21 protein-coding genes are annotated in these 23,912 nt (G+C 67.9%); 13 read left to right on the forward strand and 8 right to left on the reverse strand.

The genetic code is table 11. From position 1 onward, the window contains the following. Positions 1–104 precede the first annotated feature (104 nt). Together SPHME3_RS21285 and SPHME3_RS0104895 are read right to left on the reverse strand one after the other, a co-directional pair. Positions 105–251: a hypothetical protein gene (locus SPHME3_RS21285; protein ID WP_017980396.1), complete on the reverse strand. Its 147-nt coding sequence runs from the start codon at positions 249–251 to the stop codon at positions 105–107. A gap of 11 nt (positions 252–262) precedes the next feature. Continuing rightward, a complete protein-coding gene (locus SPHME3_RS0104895) occupies positions 263–1,132 on the reverse strand; it encodes a 3-hydroxybutyryl-CoA dehydrogenase (protein ID WP_024310323.1) in 870 nt (289 codons plus the stop codon). A gap of 92 nt (positions 1,133–1,224) precedes the next feature. Here SPHME3_RS0104895 and SPHME3_RS0104900 point away from each other — a divergent pair, with 92 nt between their 5' ends. Further along, positions 1,225–2,070 (forward strand): CPBP family intramembrane glutamic endopeptidase, encoded by an 846-nt coding sequence (locus SPHME3_RS0104900; RefSeq protein WP_018250592.1) that lies wholly within the window; start codon positions 1,225–1,227, stop codon positions 2,068–2,070. 11 nt (positions 2,071–2,081) lie between these two features. After that, positions 2,082–3,149: a DUF1176 domain-containing protein gene (locus SPHME3_RS0104905; RefSeq protein WP_017980393.1), complete on the forward strand. Its 1,068-nt coding sequence runs from the start codon at positions 2,082–2,084 to the stop codon at positions 3,147–3,149. A gap of 22 nt (positions 3,150–3,171) precedes the next feature. On the opposite strand, the gene egtD is transcribed toward SPHME3_RS0104905, so the two are convergent. Both egtD and egtB read right to left on the reverse strand, forming a co-directional pair. Continuing rightward, complete coding sequence (egtD, locus tag SPHME3_RS0104910) at positions 3,172–4,149, reverse strand: L-histidine N(alpha)-methyltransferase (RefSeq protein ID WP_017980392.1); 978 nt, start codon at positions 4,147–4,149, stop codon at positions 3,172–3,174. Further along, positions 4,149–5,405 carry an ergothioneine biosynthesis protein EgtB gene (gene egtB, locus SPHME3_RS0104915; protein WP_017980391.1) on the reverse strand — a complete coding sequence of 419 codons (1,257 nt, stop codon included), beginning with the start codon at positions 5,403–5,405 and terminating at the stop codon, positions 4,149–4,151. Before egtB ends, egtD begins: the two co-directional genes overlap by 1 nt. A 373-nt stretch (positions 5,406–5,778) precedes the next feature. On the opposite strand from egtB, the gene SPHME3_RS0104920 reads away from it, so the two are divergent. From SPHME3_RS0104920 to SPHME3_RS0104945, 6 genes are all read left to right on the forward strand, one after another. Beyond that, positions 5,779–6,459: a queuosine precursor transporter gene (locus tag SPHME3_RS0104920; RefSeq protein ID WP_017980390.1), complete on the forward strand. Its 681-nt coding sequence runs from the start codon at positions 5,779–5,781 to the stop codon at positions 6,457–6,459. Between the two features lie 148 nt (positions 6,460–6,607). After that, positions 6,608–7,507: an acetylglutamate kinase gene (gene argB / locus SPHME3_RS0104925; protein ID WP_017980389.1), complete on the forward strand. Its 900-nt coding sequence runs from the start codon at positions 6,608–6,610 to the stop codon at positions 7,505–7,507. Positions 7,508–7,576: 69 nt separating this feature from the next. Then, positions 7,577–7,888 carry a YggT family protein gene (locus SPHME3_RS0104930; protein WP_017980388.1) on the forward strand — a complete coding sequence of 104 codons (312 nt, stop codon included), beginning with the start codon at positions 7,577–7,579 and terminating at the stop codon, positions 7,886–7,888. A 10-nt stretch (positions 7,889–7,898) separates the two neighbouring features. After that, positions 7,899–8,201, forward strand: coding sequence for a DUF167 domain-containing protein (locus tag SPHME3_RS0104935; protein ID WP_017980387.1), 303 nt, complete (start codon positions 7,899–7,901; stop codon positions 8,199–8,201). Next, a complete protein-coding gene (gene folD / locus SPHME3_RS0104940; protein WP_017980386.1) occupies positions 8,198–9,064 on the forward strand; it encodes a bifunctional methylenetetrahydrofolate dehydrogenase/methenyltetrahydrofolate cyclohydrolase FolD in 867 nt (288 codons plus the stop codon). The genes SPHME3_RS0104935 and folD overlap by 4 nt, the downstream gene beginning before the upstream one ends. After that, positions 9,061–9,681, forward strand: coding sequence for a MarC family protein (locus SPHME3_RS0104945; protein WP_017980385.1), 621 nt, complete (start codon positions 9,061–9,063; stop codon positions 9,679–9,681). The genes folD and SPHME3_RS0104945 overlap by 4 nt, the downstream gene beginning before the upstream one ends. Positions 9,682–9,687: 6 nt before the next feature. On the opposite strand, the gene SPHME3_RS0104950 is transcribed toward SPHME3_RS0104945, so the two are convergent. Then, entirely contained in the window at positions 9,688–10,272 is a 585-nt protein-coding gene (locus SPHME3_RS0104950; protein WP_017980384.1) for an NADPH-dependent FMN reductase, read from the reverse strand. 133 nt (positions 10,273–10,405) lie between these two features. On the opposite strand from SPHME3_RS0104950, the gene SPHME3_RS0104955 reads away from it, so the two are divergent. After that, entirely contained in the window at positions 10,406–12,604 is a 2,199-nt protein-coding gene (locus SPHME3_RS0104955) for a transglycosylase domain-containing protein (protein ID WP_017980383.1), read from the forward strand. A gap of 379 nt (positions 12,605–12,983) precedes the next feature. Here the strand turns inward: SPHME3_RS0104955 and SPHME3_RS0104960 are convergent, their stop codons facing one another. After that, a complete protein-coding gene (locus SPHME3_RS0104960) occupies positions 12,984–14,786 on the reverse strand; it encodes a DUF885 domain-containing protein (protein ID WP_018250593.1) in 1,803 nt (600 codons plus the stop codon). A gap of 96 nt (positions 14,787–14,882) precedes the next feature. Between SPHME3_RS0104960 and SPHME3_RS0104965 the strand changes: the two genes are divergently transcribed. After that, on the forward strand, positions 14,883–15,884 hold the full coding sequence (locus tag SPHME3_RS0104965; RefSeq protein ID WP_017980381.1) for a threonine aldolase family protein: 1,002 nt from the start codon (positions 14,883–14,885) through the stop codon (positions 15,882–15,884). Beyond that, a complete protein-coding gene (locus SPHME3_RS0104970) occupies positions 15,881–16,813 on the forward strand; it encodes a DMT family transporter (protein WP_017980380.1) in 933 nt (310 codons plus the stop codon). The genes SPHME3_RS0104965 and SPHME3_RS0104970 overlap by 4 nt, the downstream gene beginning before the upstream one ends. Here the strand turns inward: SPHME3_RS0104970 and SPHME3_RS20625 are convergent. After that, the gene (locus tag SPHME3_RS20625; RefSeq protein WP_017980379.1) at positions 16,726–17,541 is read right to left on the reverse strand and encodes a Rossmann-fold NAD(P)-binding domain-containing protein; all 816 of its coding nucleotides are present in this window, start codon (positions 17,539–17,541) and stop codon (positions 16,726–16,728) included. The two genes, SPHME3_RS0104970 and SPHME3_RS20625, sit on opposite strands and share 88 nt — an antisense overlap. Before the next feature lie 142 nt (positions 17,542–17,683). Next, the gene (locus SPHME3_RS0104980) at positions 17,684–19,357 is read right to left on the reverse strand and encodes a M28 family metallopeptidase (RefSeq protein WP_017980378.1); all 1,674 of its coding nucleotides are present in this window, start codon (positions 19,355–19,357) and stop codon (positions 17,684–17,686) included. 119 nt (positions 19,358–19,476) lie between these two features. On the opposite strand from SPHME3_RS0104980, the gene pepN reads away from it, so the two are divergent. Beyond that, positions 19,477–22,095: an aminopeptidase N gene (gene pepN / locus SPHME3_RS0104985; protein ID WP_017980377.1), complete on the forward strand. Its 2,619-nt coding sequence runs from the start codon at positions 19,477–19,479 to the stop codon at positions 22,093–22,095. 457 nt (positions 22,096–22,552) lie between these two features. Continuing rightward, positions 22,553–23,869: a S41 family peptidase gene (locus tag SPHME3_RS0104990; protein WP_017980376.1), complete on the forward strand. Its 1,317-nt coding sequence runs from the start codon at positions 22,553–22,555 to the stop codon at positions 23,867–23,869. Positions 23,870–23,912: the final 43 nt, after the last annotated feature.

The following is a 23,912-nucleotide window of genomic DNA, read 5'->3' on the forward strand; positions in this document are numbered from 1 at the left end:
ACGGAGGGGGCGGTAAGCGGCGCCGTTCTTGGTGCAGGACGCCGCCGTCCTCCCCCTCCGTCAGCTTCGCTGCCACCTCCCCCTGGCGGGGGAGGACTTGCAGGTCATTCCCCCGTCCGGGTCTTCACCTTGTTGGGCAAATCCTTGCCCTTGGTCCGGCGCGAAGGCAGCTGCACCGGGTTCTTCTTCTTCCATTCCTTGAAGGTCATCGGACCTTCGGGCGTATCGACGATCGTGTCGTCCAGGCTCATGGCCAGTCTCCTCAGCGCGTCGGCTCGGGTTGCGGTCCGCTGTAATCGTAGAAGCCGCGGCCGGTCTTGCGGCCGTACCAGCCGGCCTCGACATACTTCACCAGCAGCGGCGCCGGCCGGAACTTGGGGTCGCCGGTGCCCTCGAACAACACGCGGGTGATCTCCAGGCAGGTGTCGAGGCCGATGAAGTCGGCCAGCGTCAGCGGCCCCATCGGATGGTTGAGCCCCAATTGGCAGGCAAGGTCGATGTCGCGGATCGTCGCGACGCCCTCGCCCAGCGCAAAGATCGCCTCGTTGATCATCGGCATCAGCACGCGGTTGACGATGAAGCCCGGCGCGTCGTTGGCGCGGACCACCGCCTTGCCCAGCCGCTCGGCATAATCCTTGATGACGCCGACGGTGGCGTCCGACGTCGCAAGCCCGCGGATCACCTCGATCAGGCCCATCACCGGCACCGGATTGAAGAAATGCACGCCGATGAACCGCGCCGGATCGGGCGTCGCCTGGGCGAGCCGGGTGATCGGAATCGACGAGGTGTTCGACGCGAGGATCGCATCCGGCCTGAGCACCTTGCCGACGTTGCCGAAGATCGCCCGCTTGATCTCCTCACGCTCGGTCGCCGCCTCGATCACGAGGCCGCAAGGCGCCATGGCGGCGACGTCGCCAACCGCTTCGATCCGGTCGAGCGTAGCGTCACGCGTCGCGGCGTCGATCTTCTCCTTCTCGACCGCACGAGCGAGCAGCTTGGCGATCCCCGCCTTGCCCGCCTCGGCGCGCTCGACCGACACGTCGGACAGGATCACGCGATAGCCCGCGGCCGCGCTCACCTGCGCGATGCCGGCGCCCATCTGGCCCGCACCGATCACACCCACTGCCTGCATCATGTCTCTCCATCGATCGCTTTGTCGTTCGCCATAGCCGCTTTCCCGGCGCCTGCCAGCCGGATAGGCTCGCGCGCACAGAGGAGAGGGGCATGATCATATTGGGGGATAGCGGGCTGTTGCGGCCGGGCCGGTGGCGGTGGCTGGCGGCGATCGGCTGGATGGTCGCGCTGTTCGCGGTGATGAGCGTCCTGCTCTTCCCCGGCTGGCTGCATGCGGCGCCTGCCTATCGCAACGCCGTGCGGATCGGATCGGTGCTGGTCGCCTATGCGGTCTACGCGCTGGCGGTCCGCTACGGCGAGCGGCGCGCGCCGGTGGAGATCGCCGCCCGGCCGCTGCTGCCCGAACTGCTCGCCGGCCTCGCGATCGGGGCGGGGATGTTCGCGCTCGTCTTCACCAGCCTGCGCCTGCTCGGCGTCTACACGCTGGCGCCCGGCCAATGGGGCGACTGGCCGACCGACATCGTCTGGGCGCTGCGCACCGGATTTGCCGAGGAATTGCTGCTGCGCCTCGTCGTGTTCCGCCTGCTGATGCGCGCGGGCGGCCTGTGGCCGGCACTGGCGATCTCGGCGCTGCTGTTCGGGGCGATGCACCTCGCCAACCCCAATGCGACGCTGGTCGCCGCGCTGGCGATCGCGGTGGAGGCGGGGCTGATGCTCGCCGCTTTCTACCTCGTCACCGGGCGCATCTGGATGGCGGTGGGGGTGCATGCCGCGTGGAAATTCGTTCAGGGGCCGGTGTTCGGCGCGCGCGTGTCGGGCGGCACCGACACGGGCAGCCTGTTCGTCAGCGCGCCGGTGCAGGGCAGTCCCGATTGGCTGAGCGGCGGCGCCTTCGGACCCGAAGCGTCGCTGCCCGCGGTGATCGTCGGCTTCGTCATCTTCGTCGTGGTGCTGCGCGCGGCGTTGCGGCGTTGGAACCGGGAGCCCGTTCGCTGAGTAGGACCATCATGACCCGCCATGTCGCCCTCGCCGCCCTGATGCTCGCCGCCTGCTCCAACCAGCCGCAGGCCGACGCGACGCCAACCCGGACGCCGGAGGCCACCCCCCACACGGCGGCACGTCAACCCGCGACGGCGAAGACGGATGCGCCGGTCACGCCGAAACCCGGCGTGCTCAAGACGTTCGGCGACTGGCAGGTCGGCTGCGACAATGGGCTGGTGTGTACCATGGCGTCGCTGCTGCCCGACGATGGTGCCGGTGCGGGCGCGACGCTCAACCTCACGCGCGACCCGGGCCCGCAGGGTCGCTATCATGCGATATTGGGGGAGGGGGTGACCGATGCGTCGGGGCGCAAGCCCGCGGTCCGTTTCACCGTCGACGGTCGTGATCTGGGCCGCGACGCGAATGCCCTTGCCGCCGCGATGGCGAACGGTCGGGTTCTCAAGGTGCCCGGCGGCACGATCTCGCTAAAGGGCGCCTCGGCCGCGTTGCGCTACATCGATGCGATGCAGGGGCGCGCCGGGACCGTGACGGCCACCGTCGCGACGGGCGCCAAGCCCGCAGCGAGCGTGCCGCCCGCACCGGCGCTGCCGATCGTCGCCGCACAGCGGCTGACGCCCTATACCGCCAAGCTGCCGCCATCCGTGGTCGCGACGATGAAGCGGATCGGCCGGTGCGACCTGTCCGAAGGGATGGACTCGACCCCCTCGGTCGCCAGGACGCCGGACGGGCGCCTGCTGGTGATCCAGCCCTGTTCGGCGGGGGCGTATAACGTCATCGGCGCGCTGTTCGTCGTCCGCGGCACCGACGTCCGCCCGGCGCAGGTCGACGCGCTCGCCGGCTTCGACGCGACGGGCGCGGATTCGCAGACCCCCGTCCACAGCGTCGTCAACGGCGATTTCGACCGCAACGTCCTGACCAGTTACGCCAAGGGCCGCGGCCTGGGGGATTGCGGTGTGGGTCAGACCTTCGCGTGGGACGGCAGCCGCTATCGCCTGGTGTCGCAGGACGAGATGAGCGAATGCCGCGGCAATACCGAATATATCGCGACATGGCGCGCCACGATGCGGCCGTGACGCCCTCCGGCGGCTGGCGCGCTTATGGCGCCGGCCGCTCCGGCTGCGCTTCGGCCAGGTAGAGGCCGAACAGCCCCTTGGGGTCCGTCCATTCGCGGATCGGCGTCCACCCGCCCGAGCGCAGCAGGATACGCGCATCGCGCGAGGCGTATTTGTGGCTGTTCTCGGTGTGGATGCTCTCGCCCGCACCGATGGTGAAGGGGCGCCCTTCGATGGTGAAGGCGACGTCGCGCTGCGCCACCAGATGCATCTCGATCCGCGCCCGATCGTCGTTCCAGCGCGCTTCGTGCGCGAAGGCGTCGACCGGGATCGTGCCGTCCAGCTCGCGATTGATCCGGTCCAGCAAATTGAGGTTGAACGCCGCCGTCACACCCGCCGCATCGTCATAGGCGGCGACCAGCGTGCTTTCGTCCTTGATCCGGTCCATGCCGATCAGCAGCATCGCGCCTTCGCCCAGCGACGCGCGCATCGCGCGCAACAGGTCAACCGCCATCAGCGGGATCATGTTGCCGATCGTCGAACCGGGGAAGAAGCCGAGCTTCGGTGTGTCCGCCACCTCGGCCGGCAGCGTCAGCGACCGCATGAAGTCCGCCTCGAACGGCAGCACGGTCAGGTCGGGGAAGGCTTCGCTGAGCACGCGCGACGATTCGCGTAGGAAATCGCCCGAAATGTCGATCGGCACATAGGCGGACGGCGCGGCACAGCGCAGCAGCAGCGGCGTCTTGGTCGACGATCCCGACCCGAACTCCACCACCGCGCGGCCGCGGCCGACGACCTCGGTCACCTCGGGGCAGATTTCTTCCAGGATCGCGGTTTCGGTGCGCGTCGGATAATATTCCGGCAGCACGGTGATATCCTCGAACAGCTCCGATCCGCGGCGATCGTAGAACCAGCGCGCGGGGATTGCGCGCGGGCGCCGCTCGAGCCCCGACAGCACGTCGGCACGGAATTGCGGATCGGCGAGGCTCGCCTGACCGTCCTCGATTTCGGGCTTCAGCATCAGATATCCTTGGCGAGCCGGACGCCGGTGAATTGCCAGCGCTGGTGGGGGTAGAAGAAATTGCGATAGCAGGGGCGGGCATGGCCGCGCGGCGTGGCGCAGCTGCCGCCGCGCAGCACGAACTGCCCGCTCATAAACTTGCCGTTATATTCGCCGACCGCGCCGTCGACGGTGCGAAAGCCGGGGTAGGGGCGATAGGCGCTGCCCGTCCATTCCCACACGTCGCCGAAAAAGGCGGGGTCGCCGGGGGCGGCGGGGCGCGGCTCGACCGGGCCAGCGGCGTCCATCTGGTTGCCACCCGCCGCGTCGGCCGCTTGCGCAGCGGCCTCCCATTCGAACTCGGTCGGCAGGCGCGCGCCGGCCCAGGCGGCATAGGCGTCCGCTTCGTACAGGCTGACGTGCGTCACCGGCGCGGCAGGATCGATCGGCCGGCGCCCATCCAGGCCGAAGCGCGTCCACACGCCGTCCTGCCGTTCCCAATACAGCGGCGCGGCGATGCCGTTCGCCTTCACCCATGCCCAACCGTCGGCGAGCCAGTGCCGCGCGTCCGCATAGCCGCCATCGGCGATGAACGCCGCCCATTCGCCATTGGTGACCGTGCGGTCGGCGATCGCATGGCGGGCGAGCAACGCATCGTGCCGCGGCCCCTCGCAATCGAAGGCGAAACCGTCGCCATCGTGCCCGACGCGGACGATTCCCGCATCCCGCTCGATCCAGCGGATCGGCCCCGGCATCGCAACCGGCACCTTGGGCGCGGCGGGCCACAGCGCGGGCTCCAGCGGATTTTCACCGAACAGGTGCAGGATATCGGTGACGAGCAGTTCCTGATGCTGCTCTTCGTGATGACAGCCTAGCGCTACCAGCTCGCACGCGGCATCGGGCAGGTCGGGCAGCGCCGACAGCAGCGCCGCATCGACATAGGCGCGATAGGCGAGCACTTCGTCCAGCGTCGGCCGGGTAATCATGCCGCGGCGGTCGCGCGCGTGGCGGCGGCCCTCCGCCTCGTAATAGCTGTTGAACAGGAACGGGAAGCGTTCGTCGTGCAGCACGTAGCCGTCCACGTGATCGCGCAACACGAAGGTTTCGAAGAACCAGGTCGTATGTGCGAGATGCCATTTGGCCGGCGACGCATCGGGCATCGACTGGACGCTGGCATCGGCGTCGGACAGCGGCGCGGTCAACGCGACGGTGAGGGCGCGAACCAAATCATAACGTGCGGCAAGGGCGGCGTTTGGGCCGGGTGCGATCTTCAACATGGCCGGCCCCTCCTGCGCAAAGCGCGTCCCTCACGCGCGCGCAAGATGCTGAAGCGCATGACAGCTCAAAGAGTTGCGCCGGGCCGATGATAAAGTAGATTCGTCCCGATCGATATCCGGAGCGATGCTAAGTCCTCCCCCGCCAGGGGGAGGTGGCATGCCGAAGGCATGACGGAGGGGGAGGTCAGCGCAGCGCTCCGGCCCCTGTCCGCCTCTCCCGTCCCGCCTCCCAAAGCGCCATCCCCGCCGGAAGAGGCCGAGCGCGCCCCATCGCACGGCGATTGCCACCAGCCTCTTGAAAGCAAAGGCCGCCGAACCCGTCACACGCGCCATTCCCTTTGACGCGCGCGCCAAAGCCGATAGGGTCCGCGCGATGGACGACACCCACGCCGCGCCGATCCCGCGCTCGCTCTTCGCCTTTTCGATCTTCTACGGCGGCATGGTCTGCATCGCGGGCGTGCTCGGCAACAAGCAGGTGGCGCTAGGGCCGTTGTCCGCGCTTGGTCCGCTGGTCGGGCTGGGGCCGCTGGCGGTGGAGGCGGGAATCTTCGCCTTCCTGCTGCTCGTCGTCACCTCCAGCGCGATGGCGGAACTGCACGGGCGCAGCATCGCCAACCGGCTGGTGCAGATCGGCTTCGTGCCGCTGATCGTCTCGATCCTGCTGTCGTTCATCGTCCATGCGCTGCCCGCCGCGCCCGAGATGCAGCCGGCCAATCGCGATGCGATCCAGCTCGTGCTCGGTGGTACGTGGCGCATCTGGCTGGGCGGGATCGTCGCCTATGGCATCTCGCAAACGCTGAACGTCACGATCTTCGCGGCGCTGAAGGGGCGCGAGGGCGGCGGCCTCCTCTGGCTGCGTGCCGGCATCGCCAGCATGCTCAGCCAGATCGTCGATACCTTGCTGTTCGTCACCATCGCCTTCGCCGGCGTCTTCCCGATCGGCGAGCTGCTGGCCGGGCAGATGATCGTCAAGGTCGTGCTCTCGGCGCTCCTCGTGCCGCCGCTGATCTACGTGTTCGTCGGCCTCGGCAAACGGCTCGACCGCCACGCCTAAGTCCCCCAAGTCCTCCCCCGCCAGGGGGAGGTGGCAGCGAAGCTGACGGAGGGGGCGGCCAGCGACGCCGCCCGTCATGGCCCGCCACGACTCTGTCGCACGGCGGCAGGACTATGAGGACCGTCCTTGGACCGCTAAAGGCCGCCGCATGACCGACTCCGCCGCCACCGCTGCCCTGCTCGCCAAGGCCGAAACGCTGACCGAGGCCCTGCCCTATCTGCAGCGCTATGCCGGTCAGACCTTCGTCGTGAAATACGGCGGCCATGCGATGGGCGATCCGGAACTGGCGCGCGATTTCGCCGAAGACGTCGTGCTGTTGAAGGCGGTCGGCATCAATCCCGTCGTCGTTCACGGCGGCGGGCCGCAGATCGGCGCGATGCTGAAGCGGCTGGGCGTCGAATCGCGCTTCATCGACGGCCTGCGCGTCACCGACGCCGAAACCGCCCGCATCGCCGAAATGGTGCTGGCGGGATCGATCAACAAGGAAATCGTCGCCTGGATCGGGCAGGCGGGCGGCCGCGCGGTCGGCATTTCGGGCAAGGACGCGAACCTCGTCACCGCGATGAAGGTCGGGCGCGACACGCCCGATACGTTGCAGGGGATCGAGCGTCACGTCGATCTGGGCTTCGTCGGCGAACCGGTGGCGGTCGACCGCACGATCATCGACACGCTGTCGGCCAGCGGCATCATCCCCGTCGTCGCGCCGATCGCCCTGGGTGCGGACGGGCACACCTACAATATCAACGCCGATACGATGGCGGGCGCGATCGCCGCGGCGCTGGGTGCCTCGCGCTTCTTCCTGCTCACCGACGTCGCGGGCGTGCTGGACAAGGACAAGATGCTGCTCACCGACCTCGACCCCGCGGGCATCACGGCGCTGAAGGCGGACGGCACGATCTCGGGCGGGATGATCCCCAAGGTGGATACCTGCGTCGCCGCGGTCGAGGCGGGGGTGGACGCCGCGGTGATCCTCGACGGGCGGGTGCCGCATGCGATGCTGCTCGAAATCTTCACCTCGGCGGGCGCGGGGACGTTGGTCCACGCCTGACCGACAGCGCTTGGCCGCGCCGGGTTTAATCGCTAGGTCCGGCTTCTACCCATAATCCGGAGCCCAGGCGTGGTCGCGCTTTCCCTGATTCAGATCATCATGATCCTGCTCGACGTGCTGTGGTGGATCATCATGGTCCAGTTCGTGCTGTCGCTGCTGATCGTGTTCAACGTCATCAACACGTCGAACAATTTCGTGCGCTCGCTGCACTACGGGCTCGATTCGCTGACGGAGCCGCTCTACCGCCCGCTCCGCCGCGTTCTGCCCAACATAAATGGAATCGATCTGGCGCCGCTCGCGGTGCTAATCATCATCCGCATCCTGGACTCCGTCCTCCTCCCCAACATCGCCGCTGCGATCCTGACCAACGGCGCGGCCTGAGGCGTCGCCGATGCCCGCCTGGACGGTGCGCGACGACGGCATTGTCCTTGCCATTCGAGTGACACCCCGTAGCGGGCGCGATGCCTTACTGGCTGGCACCGAAGATCATTTTGCCGCGCGACTGGCCGCCGCACCGGTCGACGGCAAGGCGAATGCGGCGCTCCTTGCGCTGGTGGCGGACCGGTTCGGCGTTCCGAAGCGCGCGGTCGTGCTCATCGGCGGAGACACCGCGCGATTGAAGCGGCTGCATGTTGCGGGGGACGCGGCCGTGCTGGCGAAAACCGCTGCCGCCCTCTATGACGTGGCGCCATGACCGCCACGATCATCGACGGCAAGGCGCACGCCCTTGCGCTCCGTACCCGCACCGCCGCGCATGTCGCCGCCTTCCGCGACGCGACCGGCCGGGCGCCCGGCCTAGCCGTCGTCCTGGTCGGCGAGGATCCGGCGTCGTCGGTCTATGTCCGCTCCAAAGGCAAGGCGACGCGTGAGGCCGGGATGGAGAGCTTCGAGCATCGCCTGCCCGCCGACACGGATGCGGATGCTCTATTGGCTCTGGTACGGCGGCTGAATGCCGATCCGACCGTCGACGGCATCCTCGTTCAGCTGCCCCTGCCGAAGCATATCGATGCCGAAGCGGTGCTGCTCGCGATCGATCCGGACAAGGACGTCGACGGTTTCCACCCGGTCAACGCGGGACGCCTCGCGATCGGGGCGGAAGGGTTCGTGCCCTGCACGCCGCTGGGCTGTCTGATGCTGCTGCGCGACATCCATCCCAGCCTGTCGGGCATGGAGGCGGTGGTCGTCGGTCGGTCGAACATCGTCGGCAAGCCGATGGCGCAGCTGTTGTTGCAGCAGAGCTGCACCGTCACCGTCGTCCACAGCCGCACGCGCGATGTCGCGGCGCATTGCCGGGCCGCCGATATCGTCGTCGCGGCGGTGGGCATTCCCCATTTCATCAAGGGCGACTGGATCAAGCCGGGCGCGACGGTGATCGACGTGGGCATCAACCGGACCGAGACGGGGCTGGTCGGCGACGTCGACTTCGCCGCCGCCAAGGACGTGGCTGGCGCCATCACGCCGGTCCCCGGCGGCGTCGGGCCGATGACGATCGCCTGTCTGATCCGCAACACGTACATATCCGCCTGCCGCCGCGAGGGCGTGAGCGTCGCATCGTGATCGAGCTGTTCGTCTCGTCGCTCATCACCTTCTTCGTGGTGATCGACCCGCCGGGGTGCGCACCCATCTATGCCGGCTTGTCGTCGGGCGCGTCGCCGCTGCAACGCCGCAGTATGGCCATCCGTGCGGTCGGCGTGGCAAGCGCGATCCTGTTCGTCTTCGCGCTGTTCGGAGAGAAACTGCTCCGCGGCCTGGGCATCAGCCTGGCGAGCTTCCGGATCGCGGGCGGCATCATGCTGTTCCTGATCGCGCTCGAAATGGTGTTCGAGAAGCGCACGCAACGCCGCGAGGATCGCGCCGCGGAGGTCGCCGCCGATCCGGAAGTGGAAGACGTGTCGATTTTCCCGATGGCGATGCCGATGATCGCCGGGCCGGGATCGATCGCGACCGTGATGCTGCTGATGGCGCGTACGAACGGGCTGGAAGCGACGCTGGTCGTGCTGGCCGCGATGGTGACGATCCTGCTGCTTACGCTGGTCGCGCTGCTCGCCGCGGGGCCGCTGATGCGGCTGCTCGGCACGCGGATCGAGGCGGTGATCACGCGTCTGCTCGGTGTGCTACTGGCGGCGCTGGCGGTACAGTTCGTGATGGACGGGCTGCAGGTCAGCCTGCGCTGATCGGCTTTATCGCGGCGCTACCAGCGGTGCGAAGCGCGCGACCTGACGACCGATCAGGCACAGCTGATCGTAGACTGCGGGATCGCTCGCGCCGCCTTCGTCGTCGAATTTGGTGATCTGCGTGTTGATCGCCGCGGCAAAGGGCGTCGGCCAGCCGCGCAGGGCATGGACGATCGAGCGTAGCGCCGCAATCGTCGACCCCGTCGCCTGCCAGCCATAAGCGGTGGCGATCAGCCCCACGGGCAGGTCGGCGAGATAGGGGCGTTCGTCGCGCGCGGTTTCTTCCAGTAGATCGAGCGCGTTCTTGACCACGCCCGAGATGCTGCCGTGATAGCCGGGGCTGGCGATGATGACCGCCGATGCACCGCGCACCGCGGCGACGAACGCCTGTTCGTCCTCCGTCCGGCTCGTCGCGCGCGGATCGTAGAGCGGCAGGCGCGCCATGTCGGCGCCACCGAACATCCGCGTTGCAAAGCCCTCGCGTTCCGCCGCGTCGAGCGCGATGCGCAGCGCGCGCTCGGTCGAGGAAACTCCGCCGATCGTGCCGCCGATACCGACGACGAGCGGGGGTGAGGAGGGCTGCTGGGTCATGGCCCCGCGATAGCGCTCCCCGCGGGCCTGCGCCAGCCGCTGGCGTTCGCGCCTGCAAAAGGGTAAATGGGCCTGCACCTCCCCCACAGCGTCCGGCCCTTGCGCGTGCTGTTATAGGATAGTAATACACGTCATGGCTGACCGCTGGGACGAGCCGATGCGTCACGAACCGATCGATACCAACCGCCGCGGCAGCATCGGCCAGCGCTACGACCTCGACGACGGGGAGGACCGCTTCGAATCGGCGCCGCGCTGGCGTCGCGAAGAGGCGCGGGCGCCGGACGAGGATCGGTACGCCGGGCGGTTCGACGCCTTCCTCGATTCCGAACAGGACGCCGCGGCAGAGCAGCCGCCCCGTCGGCCTCGCCATATCGGCCGCTGGATTCTGCGCGGTATCGCCGCGGGCATCGTCCTGCTGGTCATCGCGATCGGCTGGCTCGCCGTGACCGCGCCGCTGAGCAAGTCGTTGCAGCCGCCGACCCCGCCGTCGATTACGCTGACCGCGGACGACGGCACGCCGATCGCCCGGCGGGGAGCGATCATCGACAAGCCCGTCGACGCCGCCAAGCTGCCCCCGCACGTTACCGAGGCGTTCCTTGCGATCGAGGACCGTCGCTTCCGGTCGCACTGGGGCATCGATCCGCGCGGCATCCTGCGCGCTTTCGTCCACAACGTCGGATCGGGCGGGGTGCGGGAGGGGGGCAGCACGATCACCCAGCAGCTCGCCAAGAACGCCTTTCTCGACTCAGACCGCACCGCGGCGCGCAAAATCCGCGAGGTCATGATCGCCTTTTGGTTGGAAGCGTGGCTGTCGAAGGATGAAATCCTGTCGCGTTATCTGTCGAACGTCTATTTCGGCGACAACGTCTATGGCCTGCGCGCGGCGTCGAAACATTATTTCGGCCGCGAACCGGAAAAGATGAATATTGGGCAGGCGGCGATGCTGGCGGGGCTGGTCAAGGCGCCGTCTCGCCTTGCCCCCACCAGCAACCTGGAAGGTGCGCGCAAGCGTGAGATGGTCGTCGTTCGCGCGATGGCGGATGCGGGTTTCCTGACCAAGGCCGAAGCCGCCGATGTCCAGCCGCAGCGCGTGCTGGCGAGCCGCCCGACGAGCCTGCCCAGCGGCACCTATTTTGCCGACTGGGTGCTGCCGCAGGCGCGCGACCAGGCGGGCGAGATCAAGACCGAAGCGACGGTGAAGACGACGCTGGACCGCCGGTTGCAGCGCACCGCCGAACGTGTCGTGCGGCAGGCAGGGCTGCGGCAGGCGCAGGTGGCGCTGGTCGCGATGCGTCGCGACGGCCGCGTCGTCGCGATGGTCGGGGGCAAGGATTACACCAAGAGCCCGTTCAACCGGGCGACGCAGGCGCAGCGACAGCCCGGATCGACGTTCAAACTGTTCGTCTACCTCGCCGCGATGCGGAAGGGCATGACGCCCGACACGATGGCGGACGATACGCCGGTCGAGATCGCCGGGTGGAAGCCGAAGAACGACGATGGGCGCTATCTGGGCCCCATCCCGCTGCGCCGGGCCTTCGCGCGTTCGTCCAACGTGGTCGCGGCACGGCTGACGCAGGAGGTCGGCGTGCGCAACGTCATCAAGGCGGCGCGGGACCTGGGCATCACGACGCCGATCCCGAACGAGGCGACGATCGGCCTCGGCACGGCCGAAGTCTCGTTGCTCGAACTGACCGCGGCCTATGCCGCCATCGCCAACGGCCAATATCCGGTGCGTCCGCGCGGGCTGGAGGAAACGGGCGACAACAAGAGCTGGTACGAATCGCTGACCGGCGGCACCACCAAGATGCCCGACGACATCCGCGAGAAGATGCTCGACCTGTTGTCGTCGTCGCTGCGCGGTACGGGACGCGAGGCGGTGCTGAGCACGGACGCTTATGGCAAGACCGGCACGTCGCAACAGAGCCGCGATGCGTGGTTTATCGGCTTTGCCGGCGATCTGGTCGTCGGCGTCTGGGTCGGCAACGACGACAGCTCGCCCAATCCTGGTCTGCACGGCGGCGGCGTGCCGGCGCAAATCTGGCGAAACTTCATGGTCTCCGCGCTTGGTCTCGCGCCGCCACAGGCACCGGTGGTGGTCGAGGAGAATGCCAGCGATCCCGAAGCGATCGTCGGGCCGGAAGACCCCGTCGGCGACATGATCGACCAGGCGGGGCCGGAGGTCGAGGGAACCCTCGACGGCCTGGGCCTGCAGATGAAGATGGGGCGCGACGGCAGCATCAGCATCACGCCTGGCCGCGACCGCGAACCAGATGCCCCACGAGAGCCTCGCGAGCCGCGTGCACGGGGTGATGAGGGCGGTGAAGGGGAATGATCCTGCCGACCCAAGGCATTTCGACGATTTAACCCAACCCTCAGCTTTACGGATTTCTCCTAAGGCGATGACGCGGAGGATCGATGCTGCCGCGCAACCCCGTCTGATGGCTGCCCGCCTTTTCGGGTCGCCGTTCGATGTGCCAGCCCGTTATCGCTGACGCTGATCCTGGCGGCGTAGGACGATCCGATCCTACCAATAACCTCCGCCGCCAATTCGCCGCGTTCGGCCGCCCAGGGGAATGCGATCCGACTGGTGATCTCTCCTTTTTGAGGCCACGACTTCAATGCGGCCTATGAGGGCATTCCCAATCAGACGGTGCGTCAGATGGTCGGACGGTTCCTGGCCGAGAATCATCCCGGCCCGGTCCGGTGATCGATTACTTCGTCGCCATCCACGCGCGGACCTTGTCCTCCAGCACGGGCATCGGCAGCGCGCCGCTGTCGAGGACCGCGGCGTGGAAGCCGCGCGGGTCGAACGAAGCGCCCTGCTTGGCCTGTGCTTCCGCCTTCAGCTTCAGGATGGTGAGCTGGCCGATCTTGTAGGCGAGCGCTTGCCCCGGGATGGCGATGTAGCGTTCGACCTCGGCGGTCGCATCCGTTTTTGCCATGGCGGAGTGGGTCAGCATGTAATCGATCGCCTGCTCGCGGCTCCACCCTTTTGCATGGATTCCCGTGTCGACGACGAGGCGCATCGCGCGGAGCATTTCGTCGTTCAGGCCGCCCATCCGCTGGTAGGGATCGGTTTCCATGCCCAGCGGCTTCCACAGCGTTTCCGCATAGAGCGCCCACCCTTCGACATAGGCGGTGTTGCCGCCGAAACGCATGAAGGCGGGCAGCGCGGCATTTTCCTGCGCGAGGCTGATCTGGAAGTGATGGCCGGGCACCGCTTCGTGCAGGAACAGCGTCTCCATGCCCCAGGTGTAGCGGACCGGCAGGTCATAGGTGTTGTAATAGAAGACGCCCGGCCGCGTCCCGTCGGGGGTGCCGCCCTGATAGCTGCCTGCCGCATCGCTCTTCGCGCGGTAATCGGGCACCGGCCGGATTTCGAGCGGGGTCTTGGGGATCACGCCGAACTGTTCGCGCACGCGGGCGTCGATGCGTTTGCCGATCGCTTCAAAGCCTTCGCGGACCGCTTCGGCACTGGTCGGCTGGAAGCGCTTTTCGGTGCGGAGATAGTCGAAGAAGGCGGGCAGCGTCCCCGTGAATCCCGCGGCGGTCTTCTGCGCCTCCATCTCACGCGTGATGCGCGCGACTTCGCTGAGGCCCAATTGGTGGACCTGTTCGGCCGCCAGCGGCAGCGTCGTATTCTGCTCGATACGATAGGCATAGAGCGCCGCGCCGCCCGGCAGAGCCGACAGGCCGACGGTCGCGCGCGCCTTGGGCAGATAGTCGGTCTTCAGGAAATCGCGCATGCGCGTGTGCGCCGGGGTGATGACGTCGCGAACCTGCGCGGCATAGGCCGCGGTCAATCGCTGCCGGTCGGCGGCGGAGATGCTGGCGGGGAACATCGTGACCGGCGCGTAGAAGACCGATCCTTCGACGCCCTGCGCGATCAGCGCATCGAACTGCGCGATCATGTTCTCGACGACCAGCCGCGGCTGGACGACGCCTTTCGCCATGCCTTCGCGGAAGCGGGCAATCGCGCGATCGTACAGCGCCGCATAGCCGGCGTTGCGCTTCAGATTGTTCTCGTAATCGGTGACCGTCTTGAACGGTGCCGCCCCCTTGCCGCCCGCAAAATCGGGATAGAAGGTCTGGAAACCGCTGAAATGATCCATCGGCAGCAGCCGGTCGACCGCCTGGATCGCAGGGGCATAGCCGCGCAGGTTGATCTCCGCCTGATTGCGGAACACGTCATAGGCGAGCTGGTCGACGCGGGTCAGCTTCGACCGGTCGATCGCCTTCAGCACGGCGAGGTCGGATTCGAGGTTGCGCTTGTCGCGCGCGGTCGCGGGATCGCTGATGTAATCGCCGAAGCGATCGGCATAGCGCAGGTCGCCGCGGAAGATCGCACTGATCGGGTTGAGCGCCAGATCGCGTTCGTCGCTGTCGTAAAACAGGCGCTTGAGCTTCATGTCCTCCGCGCCATCGCCGGGCAGCGGGGCGGGCGGCGGCAGCGCCTGGCCGAGGGCCGGCGCGGCGACGGAGGCGAGCAGCAAGGCTGCAGCAAGAAAACGCATCTATAAATCCCCTTCTGCAGCAGCACTTAGCAAGGCCGGGCGGGGATGCGATAGCCATGGTTGACGCTGTACCCCGTTGCGCCGCAAGGCAGGGGCATGCGCTTCTTTTCCGACAATGCCGCGACCGTGCATCCCCGCGTGATGGCGGCGATGGCCGACGCCAACCATCTCGACACCGCCTATGACGGCGATGGCCTGTCGCGCAGCCTTGATGCGCGTCTGTCCGATCTGTTCGGCACGGATGTCGCGGCCTTGTGGGTGCCGACCGGGACCGCGGCCAACTGCCTCGCGCTCGCCGCGCTGTGTCCGCCGCATGGCGGGGTGATCTGCCACCGCGACGCGCATATCCAGAACGATGAGGGCGGCGCGCCGGAATTCTTCACCCACGGCGCCAAGCTGTTCCTGGCCGACGGCGACGGCGCGAAGGTAACACCGGAGACGATCGCGGCGGTGGCCGATGCGATCCCCAACGACGTCCACCGGGTGCAGCCGCATGCGATCTCGATCACCAACGCCACCGAATATGGCCGGGTCTACACACCGGACGAGGTGGGGGCGATCGGCGCGCTGGCGAAGCGCCGTGGGCTGGGCCTGCACATGGATGGTGCGCGCTTCGCCAATGCGGTGGCGACGCTCGGCTGCACGCCCGCCGCGGTGACGTGGGAAGCGGGCGTCGACGCGCTGAGCTTCGGCTTCGTCAAGAACGGTGCGATGAGTGCGGAACTGCTCGTCTTCTTCCGCCCGGACCTTGCCGACGTGACCCGCTATCGCCGCAAGCGGGCCGGGCTGCTGTTTTCGAAGGGGCGCTATCTCGCCGCGCAGGTGATCGCGATGCTGGAGGACGATCTGTGGCTGGCGAATGCGCGCGCCGCCAATGCCTGCGCCAGCACACTCGCTGCGGCGGCCGGCGGCCGGCTGGTCCACCCGGTCGAAGCGAATGAGGTCTTCCTGCGCGCTACGCCCGAGGAAGCAGCGGCGCTGAGGGCGCAGGGCTTCGACTTCTACGATTGGGCGCCCGGCGAAATCCGGCTGGTGACGGCGTGGGACAGCGCGGCGGATCATGTCGCGGCGCTCGCCAAGGCGATCGCGGCGCTGTGAGCGACACCGTGACGGGAGGGGCGCCGCCGCCACAATCGACCCGGGCCGCGATCCTGATCCCGTTCGCGATCGTCACGCTGATCTGGGGATCGACGTGGCTGGTAATCCGCGATCAGCTGGGCGTCGTGCCGCCGAGCTGGTCGGTGACGTATCGCTTCATCGTCGCAGGCATCGCGATGGCGCTGGTCGCGACGGTGAAAGGCGAACGGTGGGCGCTCGATACACGCGGCTGGGTGTTCGCCGGTGCGGTCGGCCTGCTGCAATTCTGCCTGAACTTCAACTTCGTCTATCGGGCGGAACATTACATCACGTCGGGGCTGGTCGCGGTGGTGTTCGCGATGCTGCTCGTGCCCAATGCGCTGCTGGCGCGCCTGTTTCTCGGCCAGCGGATGGGTCGGCAGCTGATTGCCGGGTCCGCCGTGGCGATGGCGGGCATCGCGCTGCTGTTCCTGCACGAGGCGCGGACCGGACCGGCGGGTGCCGCGGCGACGCTGGCGGGGATCGGCTTTACCGCCATCGCGATCCTGTCGGCGTCCGGTGCCAACGTGTTGCAGGCGACGCCGACCGCGAAACGCTATCCGATGCTGTCGACGCTGGCGGTCGCGATGCTGATCGGGGCGGCGATCGACGGGGCGGTCGCCTGGACGCTGACCGGACCGCCGGTGGTCGAGATGCGCGCGGGCTATTGGGCGGGTATTCTGTACCTGGGGCTGTTCGGCTCGGCCTTCGCCTTCCCGCTCTATTACCGCGTGCTGCGCGTGATCGGGCCGGCCAAGGCGGCCTATTCCAGCGTCATCGTCCCCGTCATCGCGATGCTGCTGTCGACGCTGTTCGAGGATTATCACTGGTCGCCGCTCGCCGCGGCGGGCGCAGGCCTGGCCGGTATCGGACTGGTCATCGCGTTGAGCGCGCGCAGGCCCAACCGGTAATCGGGATAGGCCGGGCGCCAGCCTAGCAGGCGTTTGGCCTTGCCGTTCGCGACGCGGCGGTTCTCGGCGTAAAAGGCGCGCGCCATCGGCGAGAGCGTCTCCAGCGCGACGATCGGTGGCGGCGGACGGCGGAGCAGCCCGGCGGCGAAGGCGACCACGTCGTCCTGCGGACAGGGGCGGTCGTCGGCGAGATTGTAGGCGCCCGGCGGGGCGTGGCGGGCGGCAAGGACGCCGGCGACGATATCGTCGACATGGACGCGGCTGAACACCTGCGTCGGCAGGCCGACACGATGGGCGCGCCCCTCCGCCACCCGCTCGAGCGGCGAGCGGCCGGGGCCGTAGATGCCGGGTAGGCGGAAGACATGCGCGCCGCGGGACAGCCAGGCGGCATCGGCGGCGGTGCGCGCAGAGCGGCGGCCGGTGCCGGTGGGGGCGGTTTCGTCGACCCAGGCGCCGCCCGCATCGCCATAGACCCCTGTCGAGGACAGATAGCCGAGCCAGCGGTCGTGCAGCGCGTCGCCGTAGCGAGACAGGACGGGGTCGGCGTCCCCCTCCGGCGGGACCGAGGACAAGACGTGGGTGGCGGTGGTCAGCGCGGCGCGGACGGCGGGTTCGTCGTCGAAGCGGAGCGTGCTGTTTCGGCCATCGCGGGTGGTGCCGATGGTTGCGTCCGGCCAGGCGGCGGCGATGCGGGCAGCGGTGTAGCCGAGGCCGAAGATCAGTAGCATGGGGTTTCCCCGCATGCTCCGTCACCCCGGACTCGTTCCGGGGTCCACTCTGCGGCTAGGGGGACGGCTGGCGCCGCTTGCCGTTCCCCTGCGGCCCGGTGGACCCCGGACCGAGTCCGGGGTGACGAGAGCGAGGAAGCGCTCACTGCGCCATCGGGCCGTTGTAGGTGGTGCCGAAATAATCGCCCTTGTTCCAGGTCGGACGCTGCGGCGCGTCGGCGACGGCGCGGGCGATCGCGTAATTGGTCGCGACGAAGCGGACGCCCTGATCCCACAGGATCGGCTGGCTGTGATCGTCGCAGGGACGATGGTAGCAGTGCTCCAGGAAATCCTCGAATGGCTTGGCGCCGGCGCCCTTGACCCCCGGCCACAGGAACAGCGAGGGAATGCCCTTCTTGACGAAGTTGAAGTGATCCGAACGGGTGAAGAACCCCTGTTCGGGCATCGGATCGGGCGACAGGCCGATGCCGATCGCGTTCACCGCCTTTGTCACGATCGGGCCGAGGCTGGAACGGTCCGCACCGAAGGCGATCATATCCTCGAACGTGTAGAGCAGCACGGGCATGTCGAGGTTGATGTCCGCGACGATCGTCTGGAGCGGCACGGTGGGATGATCGACGAAATAGCTCGATCCGATCAGCCCTTTCTCCTCGCCCGTCACGGCAAGGAACATCACCGTCCGCCTGGGGCGCGTGGGCGCGGTGGCGAAGCGCTTGGCCTCTTCGATCAGGCTGGCGATGCCGATCGCATTGTCGAGCGCGCCGTTGTTGATCCGGTCGCGGCCGGGCGCGTCGTCGGGGCGGGCGGGCGAGACGCCGATATGGTCGAGGTGCGCCGACAGAATGACGACCTCCTTGCCGACCGTGGGGTCGGTGCCGGGGACGATGCCGACGACGTTGCTGCTGGCGGCGGGGGTGAAGCTGGTCCGCGTCGTTGCGGCGAGCGTGCCCTTGAGCGCGACGGGCGTGTAGGTCGGGTCGGCGCGCTGCGCTTCGGCGACGACCGCGGACCAGGGCGTCGCGGCGCCCTGGAACAGCGTCGCGGCGGCGGCCTGGCTCAGCGTACCGAGCACCGGGGTCGAGGGGGCGGCACTGGTGCCGGTGCCGTCGGGCTTGGCCCAGGTGGTCTTGGGCGAGGCATAGCCGCCGACCAGCGCCGCGAACGGGCGCTGGCGCGGACCGGCGCGCGGGGCATCCAGCATGACGATGCCGATGGCGCCGCGGGCCGCCGCGATCTGCGCCTTGGTGGCGGCGGAGCCGAAATAGGCGCGCTCCTCGCCGGGGAAACGCGTCGGCGATCCGGCGAAGATCGCGACGATCTTGCCGCGCACGTCCATGCCCCGATAGTCGTCGACGCCGAATTGCGGCGCGACGATGCCGCGACCGGCGAAGACGACCGGTGCGGTGACGCTGGTCTCGGCCCGAGCGGGGTTGGGGCTGGGGATGTAATCGGTGTCGAACACGAGCGGCCGGGCGCGTCCTGCCGCGTCGGTCCAGCGCATCGTGCCTTCGCTGGCAGCCTTGTAAATTGTCAGCGGCACGTGTTGCAGGTAGCTGCCGGCATCGCCCGCCGGGCGCAGGCCCGCCGCCTGGAATTGCGCCGCTACATACTGCGCCGCGACGTCGTAATCCGGCGTGCCCGCTTCGCGGCCGCGCAGGGCATCGGAGGCGAGGAACATCACGTGCGCACGCATCGCGGCCTGATCGGCCGGCAGGACGGCTGCGGTGTCGGCCGCGGCCATCTTGGCAGGGCCGGTCTGGGCGGGAGCGGACGCGACGAGGGTCAGCGCGGCAAGCGCGCCGGAAATACGGATCATGCTGGAAAGTCCCGACTATCGATCGGACCAGCGTAACGGCACCGCCGCGGGTGGCAAGATACCGGAAAAGGCCGCAAGCGATGGCTGGCAGGGGGCGTGGGGGCTCCTATAAAGGACTCATGCTCGACGTTTCCAACAGCATCGCCCAGCCCGCCGTCTCTGCGCCCGCCACGGCGATCAGTCGGCACGATTACCGGCCGCCGGCCTGGGCCGTGCCCGAAACGCGGCTGGTGTTCGATCTGGATGCCGCCGCGACGCGGGTGACGGCGACGCTGTCGGTGACGCGCAATCCCGATGGCGGTGCGGGCCAGCCGCTGCGGCTGGACGGGGCGGGGCAGGAATTGCTCGCTGTGCGCGTCGATGGCGTCGCGGTGCGCGACTGGCGGATCGAAGGCGAGCAACTGGTCGTGCCGCTGCCCGGCGACGCGCATATGGTCGAGACCGAGGTGGAGATCGCCCCCGAACGCAACACGCAGCTGATGGGCCTGTACGCCAGCGGCGGCATCCTGTGTACGCAATGCGAGGCGGAAGGCTTTCGCCGGATCACCTATTTCCCCGATCGGCCCGACGTGCTGAGCCGCTACAGCGTGCGGTTGGTGGCGGACAAGGCGCGCTATCCGGTGCTGCTCGCCAATGGCGATCCCGTCGAGAGCGGCGACCTGGAGGATGGGCGGCATTGGGCGGAGTGGAACGATCCCTTCCCCAAACCCAGCTATCTGTTCGCGATCGTCGCAGGGAATCTGGCGGTCAATCGCGGCAGCTTCGTCACGCAATCGGGCCGCGAGGTCGCGCTGGGCATCTGGGTGCGCGCCGCCGATATCGACAAGACGCATCATGCGCTCCATGCGCTGAAGCTGTCGATGGCGTGGGACGAACGCGTCTATGGCCGCGAATACGACCTCGACGTGTTCAACATCGTCGCGGTCGACGATTTCAACTTCGGCGCGATGGAGAACAAGGGGCTGAACATCTTCAACAGCCGCTACATCCTCGCCGATCCCGACACGGCCACCGATTACGATTATGACGCGATCGCCGCGGTGGTGGCGCACGAATATTTCCACAATTGGTCGGGCAACCGCATCACCTGCCGCGACTGGTTCCAGCTGTCCTTGAAGGAAGGTTTCACCGTCTATCGCGACCAGGGCTTTTCGGCGGACCAGGGTTCGGCGGCGGTCAAGCGGATCGAGGATGTGCGCGGCCTGCGCGCGGCGCAGTTCCCCGAGGACGCCGGGCCGCTCGCGCATCCGGTGCGTCCCGAAAGCTACCTCGAAATCAGCAACTTCTATACGGCGACCATCTACAACAAGGGCGCCGAGCTGATCCGCATGATGGCGACGATCCTGGGGCCCCAGGCGTTCCGCGCTGCGACGGACCTGTATTTCAGCCGCTTCGACGGGACGGCGGCGACGTGCGAGGATTTCGTCGCCTGCATGGAAGAGGCGAGCGGCATCGATCTTACCCAGTTCCGCTTGTGGTACAGCCAGGCCGGCACGCCGCGTGTCGCCGCCAGTCTGGGCCATGAGGCGGGCGAGGGCCGTGCGACGCTGCGCCTTGCCCAGCACGTCCCCGCGACACCGGGGCAGGAGACGAAGCAGCCGATGGTGCTGCCGCTCAAGATCCGCCTGTTCGGCGCCGAGACGGGTCAGCCGATCGGGCCGGAGCGGCTGGTGCTGCTCGACGCGGCGGCGAGCACGATCGTGTTCGACGGCGTCACCGAACGCCCCGTCCTGTCGATCAACCGCGGCTTTTCGGCGCCGGTAATCGTCGAAAGCGATCGCAGCGCCGCCGATCTCGCCTTCCTCAGCGGCCATGACGACGATCCGTTCGCCCGCTACGAGGCGATGCAGCAGCTGATGCTCGATACGTTGGTCGCGGGCGCGGTCGAGGGGCAGGCCGATCATGCTGCGGTGATCGCGGCGGTTGCCGATACGCTGGGCAATCGCGACCTCGATCCCGCCTTCATCGCCGAGGCGGTGCTGCTGCCGTCCGAAAGCTTCATCGGCGACCAGCTGGCGCTGGTCGATCCCGATGCGATCTTCGCGGCGCGCGAAAGCCTGCGCCGGGCACTAGGCACGGAACTCGCCGATGTGTGGCGGCATGCCTATGAGGCGGGTCCGCGCGAGGCCTATGCCTATACGCCGGTCGCCAAGGGGCTGCGCCGGCTGCGCAATGTGGCGCTCGGCTATATCGCCGCGAGCGGTGCGGAAGATGCGGCGAGCCTCGCCTTCCGCCAGTTCGAGCGCGCCGACAATATGACCGATCGGCAGGGGGCGCTGACGACGCTGGCGAGCGGTTATTCGGACGAGCGCGAGGCGGCGCTCGACATCTTCTACAACCGCTATGCCGGCAACAGCCTGGTCATCGACAAATGGTTCCAGACGCAGGCGCTCGCCAGCCGTGACGATACCGGGCGGCTGGTCGAGGAGCTGGCGCGGCATCCCGATTTCACGCTCGCCAACCCCAATCGCGCTCGCTCGCTGATCGGGGCGTTCGGGGCGAACCAGCGTGCGTTCAACGCACCGGATGGTTCGGGGTATCGCTTCCTCGCCGAACAGCTGATCCAGCTCGACAAGCTGAACCCGCAGACCGCGGCGAAGCTGTTGCCGCCGCTGGGGCGCTGGCGGCGCTTCGATTCGACCCGGTCGGCGGCGATGCGGGCGGCGCTTGAGCGGATCGTCGCGGTCCCCGGCCTGTCGCGCGACCTGTTCGAACAGGCCTCGAAGAGCCTGGGGTGATCGGGCGGCCGTCAGGCCGAGGGGGACTGGACGCCAAGAGCCGGTGGCGATCCACCGATCGGGGAGTCGCGCGCCGATCGGCGTAAAGGTTTACCGACGCCGAATACTTCGACCGGAAGCGCCGATGTCCTTGCTGTTCGCGGCCGGCGAAGATGTACCGCCGACGTGCTGCCGCGGCAAGACAGGACGCTGATCCAGATTAAATTGGTTGTTACTGCGATCCATGTTGCGTGTCTTTCGGCGCAAGCATAGGCTGCACAGGTCTCGGGGTGGGAGAAGACGTGTGAGCGTACGGCGTGGGGTTGGGATTCTGGCGCTGGCGGCGCTGTTGTCGGGCTGTGGTGACGGCGGATCGGGCGGCGGCGGAGCGACGGGAAGCACGCCGACTCCAACATCCACGGCGACGCCGACCCCCACCGCCAGCAATGGGTGTTCGCTGCGCAGCCGCCAGGATTGGGTGCTGGCGCAGATGAAGGAATGGTATCTGTTCTACGATACCCTGCCGAACAGCCTGGATCCGAGCGGCTACACCAACGTCGACGATTATCTGGATGCGCTGACCGCGACGGCGCGGGCGCAGCGCAAGGACCGGTATTTCACCTATCTGACGTCGATCCAGCAGGAAACCGCCTATTACAGCCAAGGGTCCAGCGCGGGTTTCGGCTGGCGGCTGGGGCTCGATTCGACCGGGCGGCTGTACGTCACCGAAGCCTATGAGAGCGCGCCGGCGCTCAACGCCGGGATCGATCGCGGCGCGGAAATCCTGGCGATCGGCACGTCGTCGAGCAATTTGCAGACCGTCAGCAGCCTGTACAATGCCGGCGGCAGCGCGCTGAGCGATTCGCTGGGGCCGAGCACGACCGGTACGCAGCGCTATTTCCAGATTCGTGACGCCAGCGGCACGCGGACCGTGGCGGTGACGAAGACCGACTTCACGCTCAGCCCGGTGTCCAACCGGTACGGCGTCAAGATCATCACCGACAACGGCCAGCGCTACGGTTACGTGAACCTGCGCACCTTCATCACCACGGCGAACGACCAGCTGCGCAGCGCCTTCGCCCAGTTCAAGGCGGCGGGCATTACCAACGTCGTCGTCGACCTGCGCTATAATGGCGGTGGCCTTATCGACACTGCGGTCGTCATGAGCAACCTGTTGGGTGGCAACCGCGCGACGACCGACGTGATGAGCTACATGACCTTCCGTCCGGAAAAGGCGTCGGAGAACACGACCTATCTGTTCCAGTCCGAGCCGAACGCGATCGCGGCGACCAAGATCGCCTTCATCGGCACGGGTAGCACCGCATCGGCGAGCGAGTTCGTCATCAATGCGTTCGTCCCCTATCTGGGCGCCAACGACGGGCTGATCGGCGGCAACACCTATGGCAAGCCGGTGGGGCAGATCGCGCTGGACCAGAAGTCGTGCGACGACCGGCTGCGCGTGATCGCCTTCGCGTTGCAGAATGCGGCGCGGCAGGGGGCCTATTATAACGGCCTCGCGAGCACGATGGTGTCGACCTGCCAGGCGGGCGACGACATTTCGTACCCGATGGGCGATGCGCGCGAGGCATCGACGCGGGCGGCGCTCGACTTCCTGCAGGGCAAGAGCTGCACGCGCATTGCCGCCTCGGCGAGCGCGAGCGCGAATGCGGGCAGCGGAACCGGCCCGCTCGCGACGCGCACCTCGATGCTGACCGACGTGCCCGAGCGCGAGGCGCTGATGCCGCCGGCCGAACGCCGTACGCCGGCGCAGCGCGAGGTGCCGGGGCTGTACTGACGCCGCGCGCTTTTGCCGATATGGCCACCCCCGACCAACATCG

Origin of the sequence: Sphingomonas melonis DAPP-PG 224 (genome assembly GCF_000379045.1) — a bacterium.
Taxonomy (GTDB): Bacteria; Pseudomonadota; Alphaproteobacteria; order Sphingomonadales; family Sphingomonadaceae; genus Sphingomonas; species Sphingomonas aquatilis.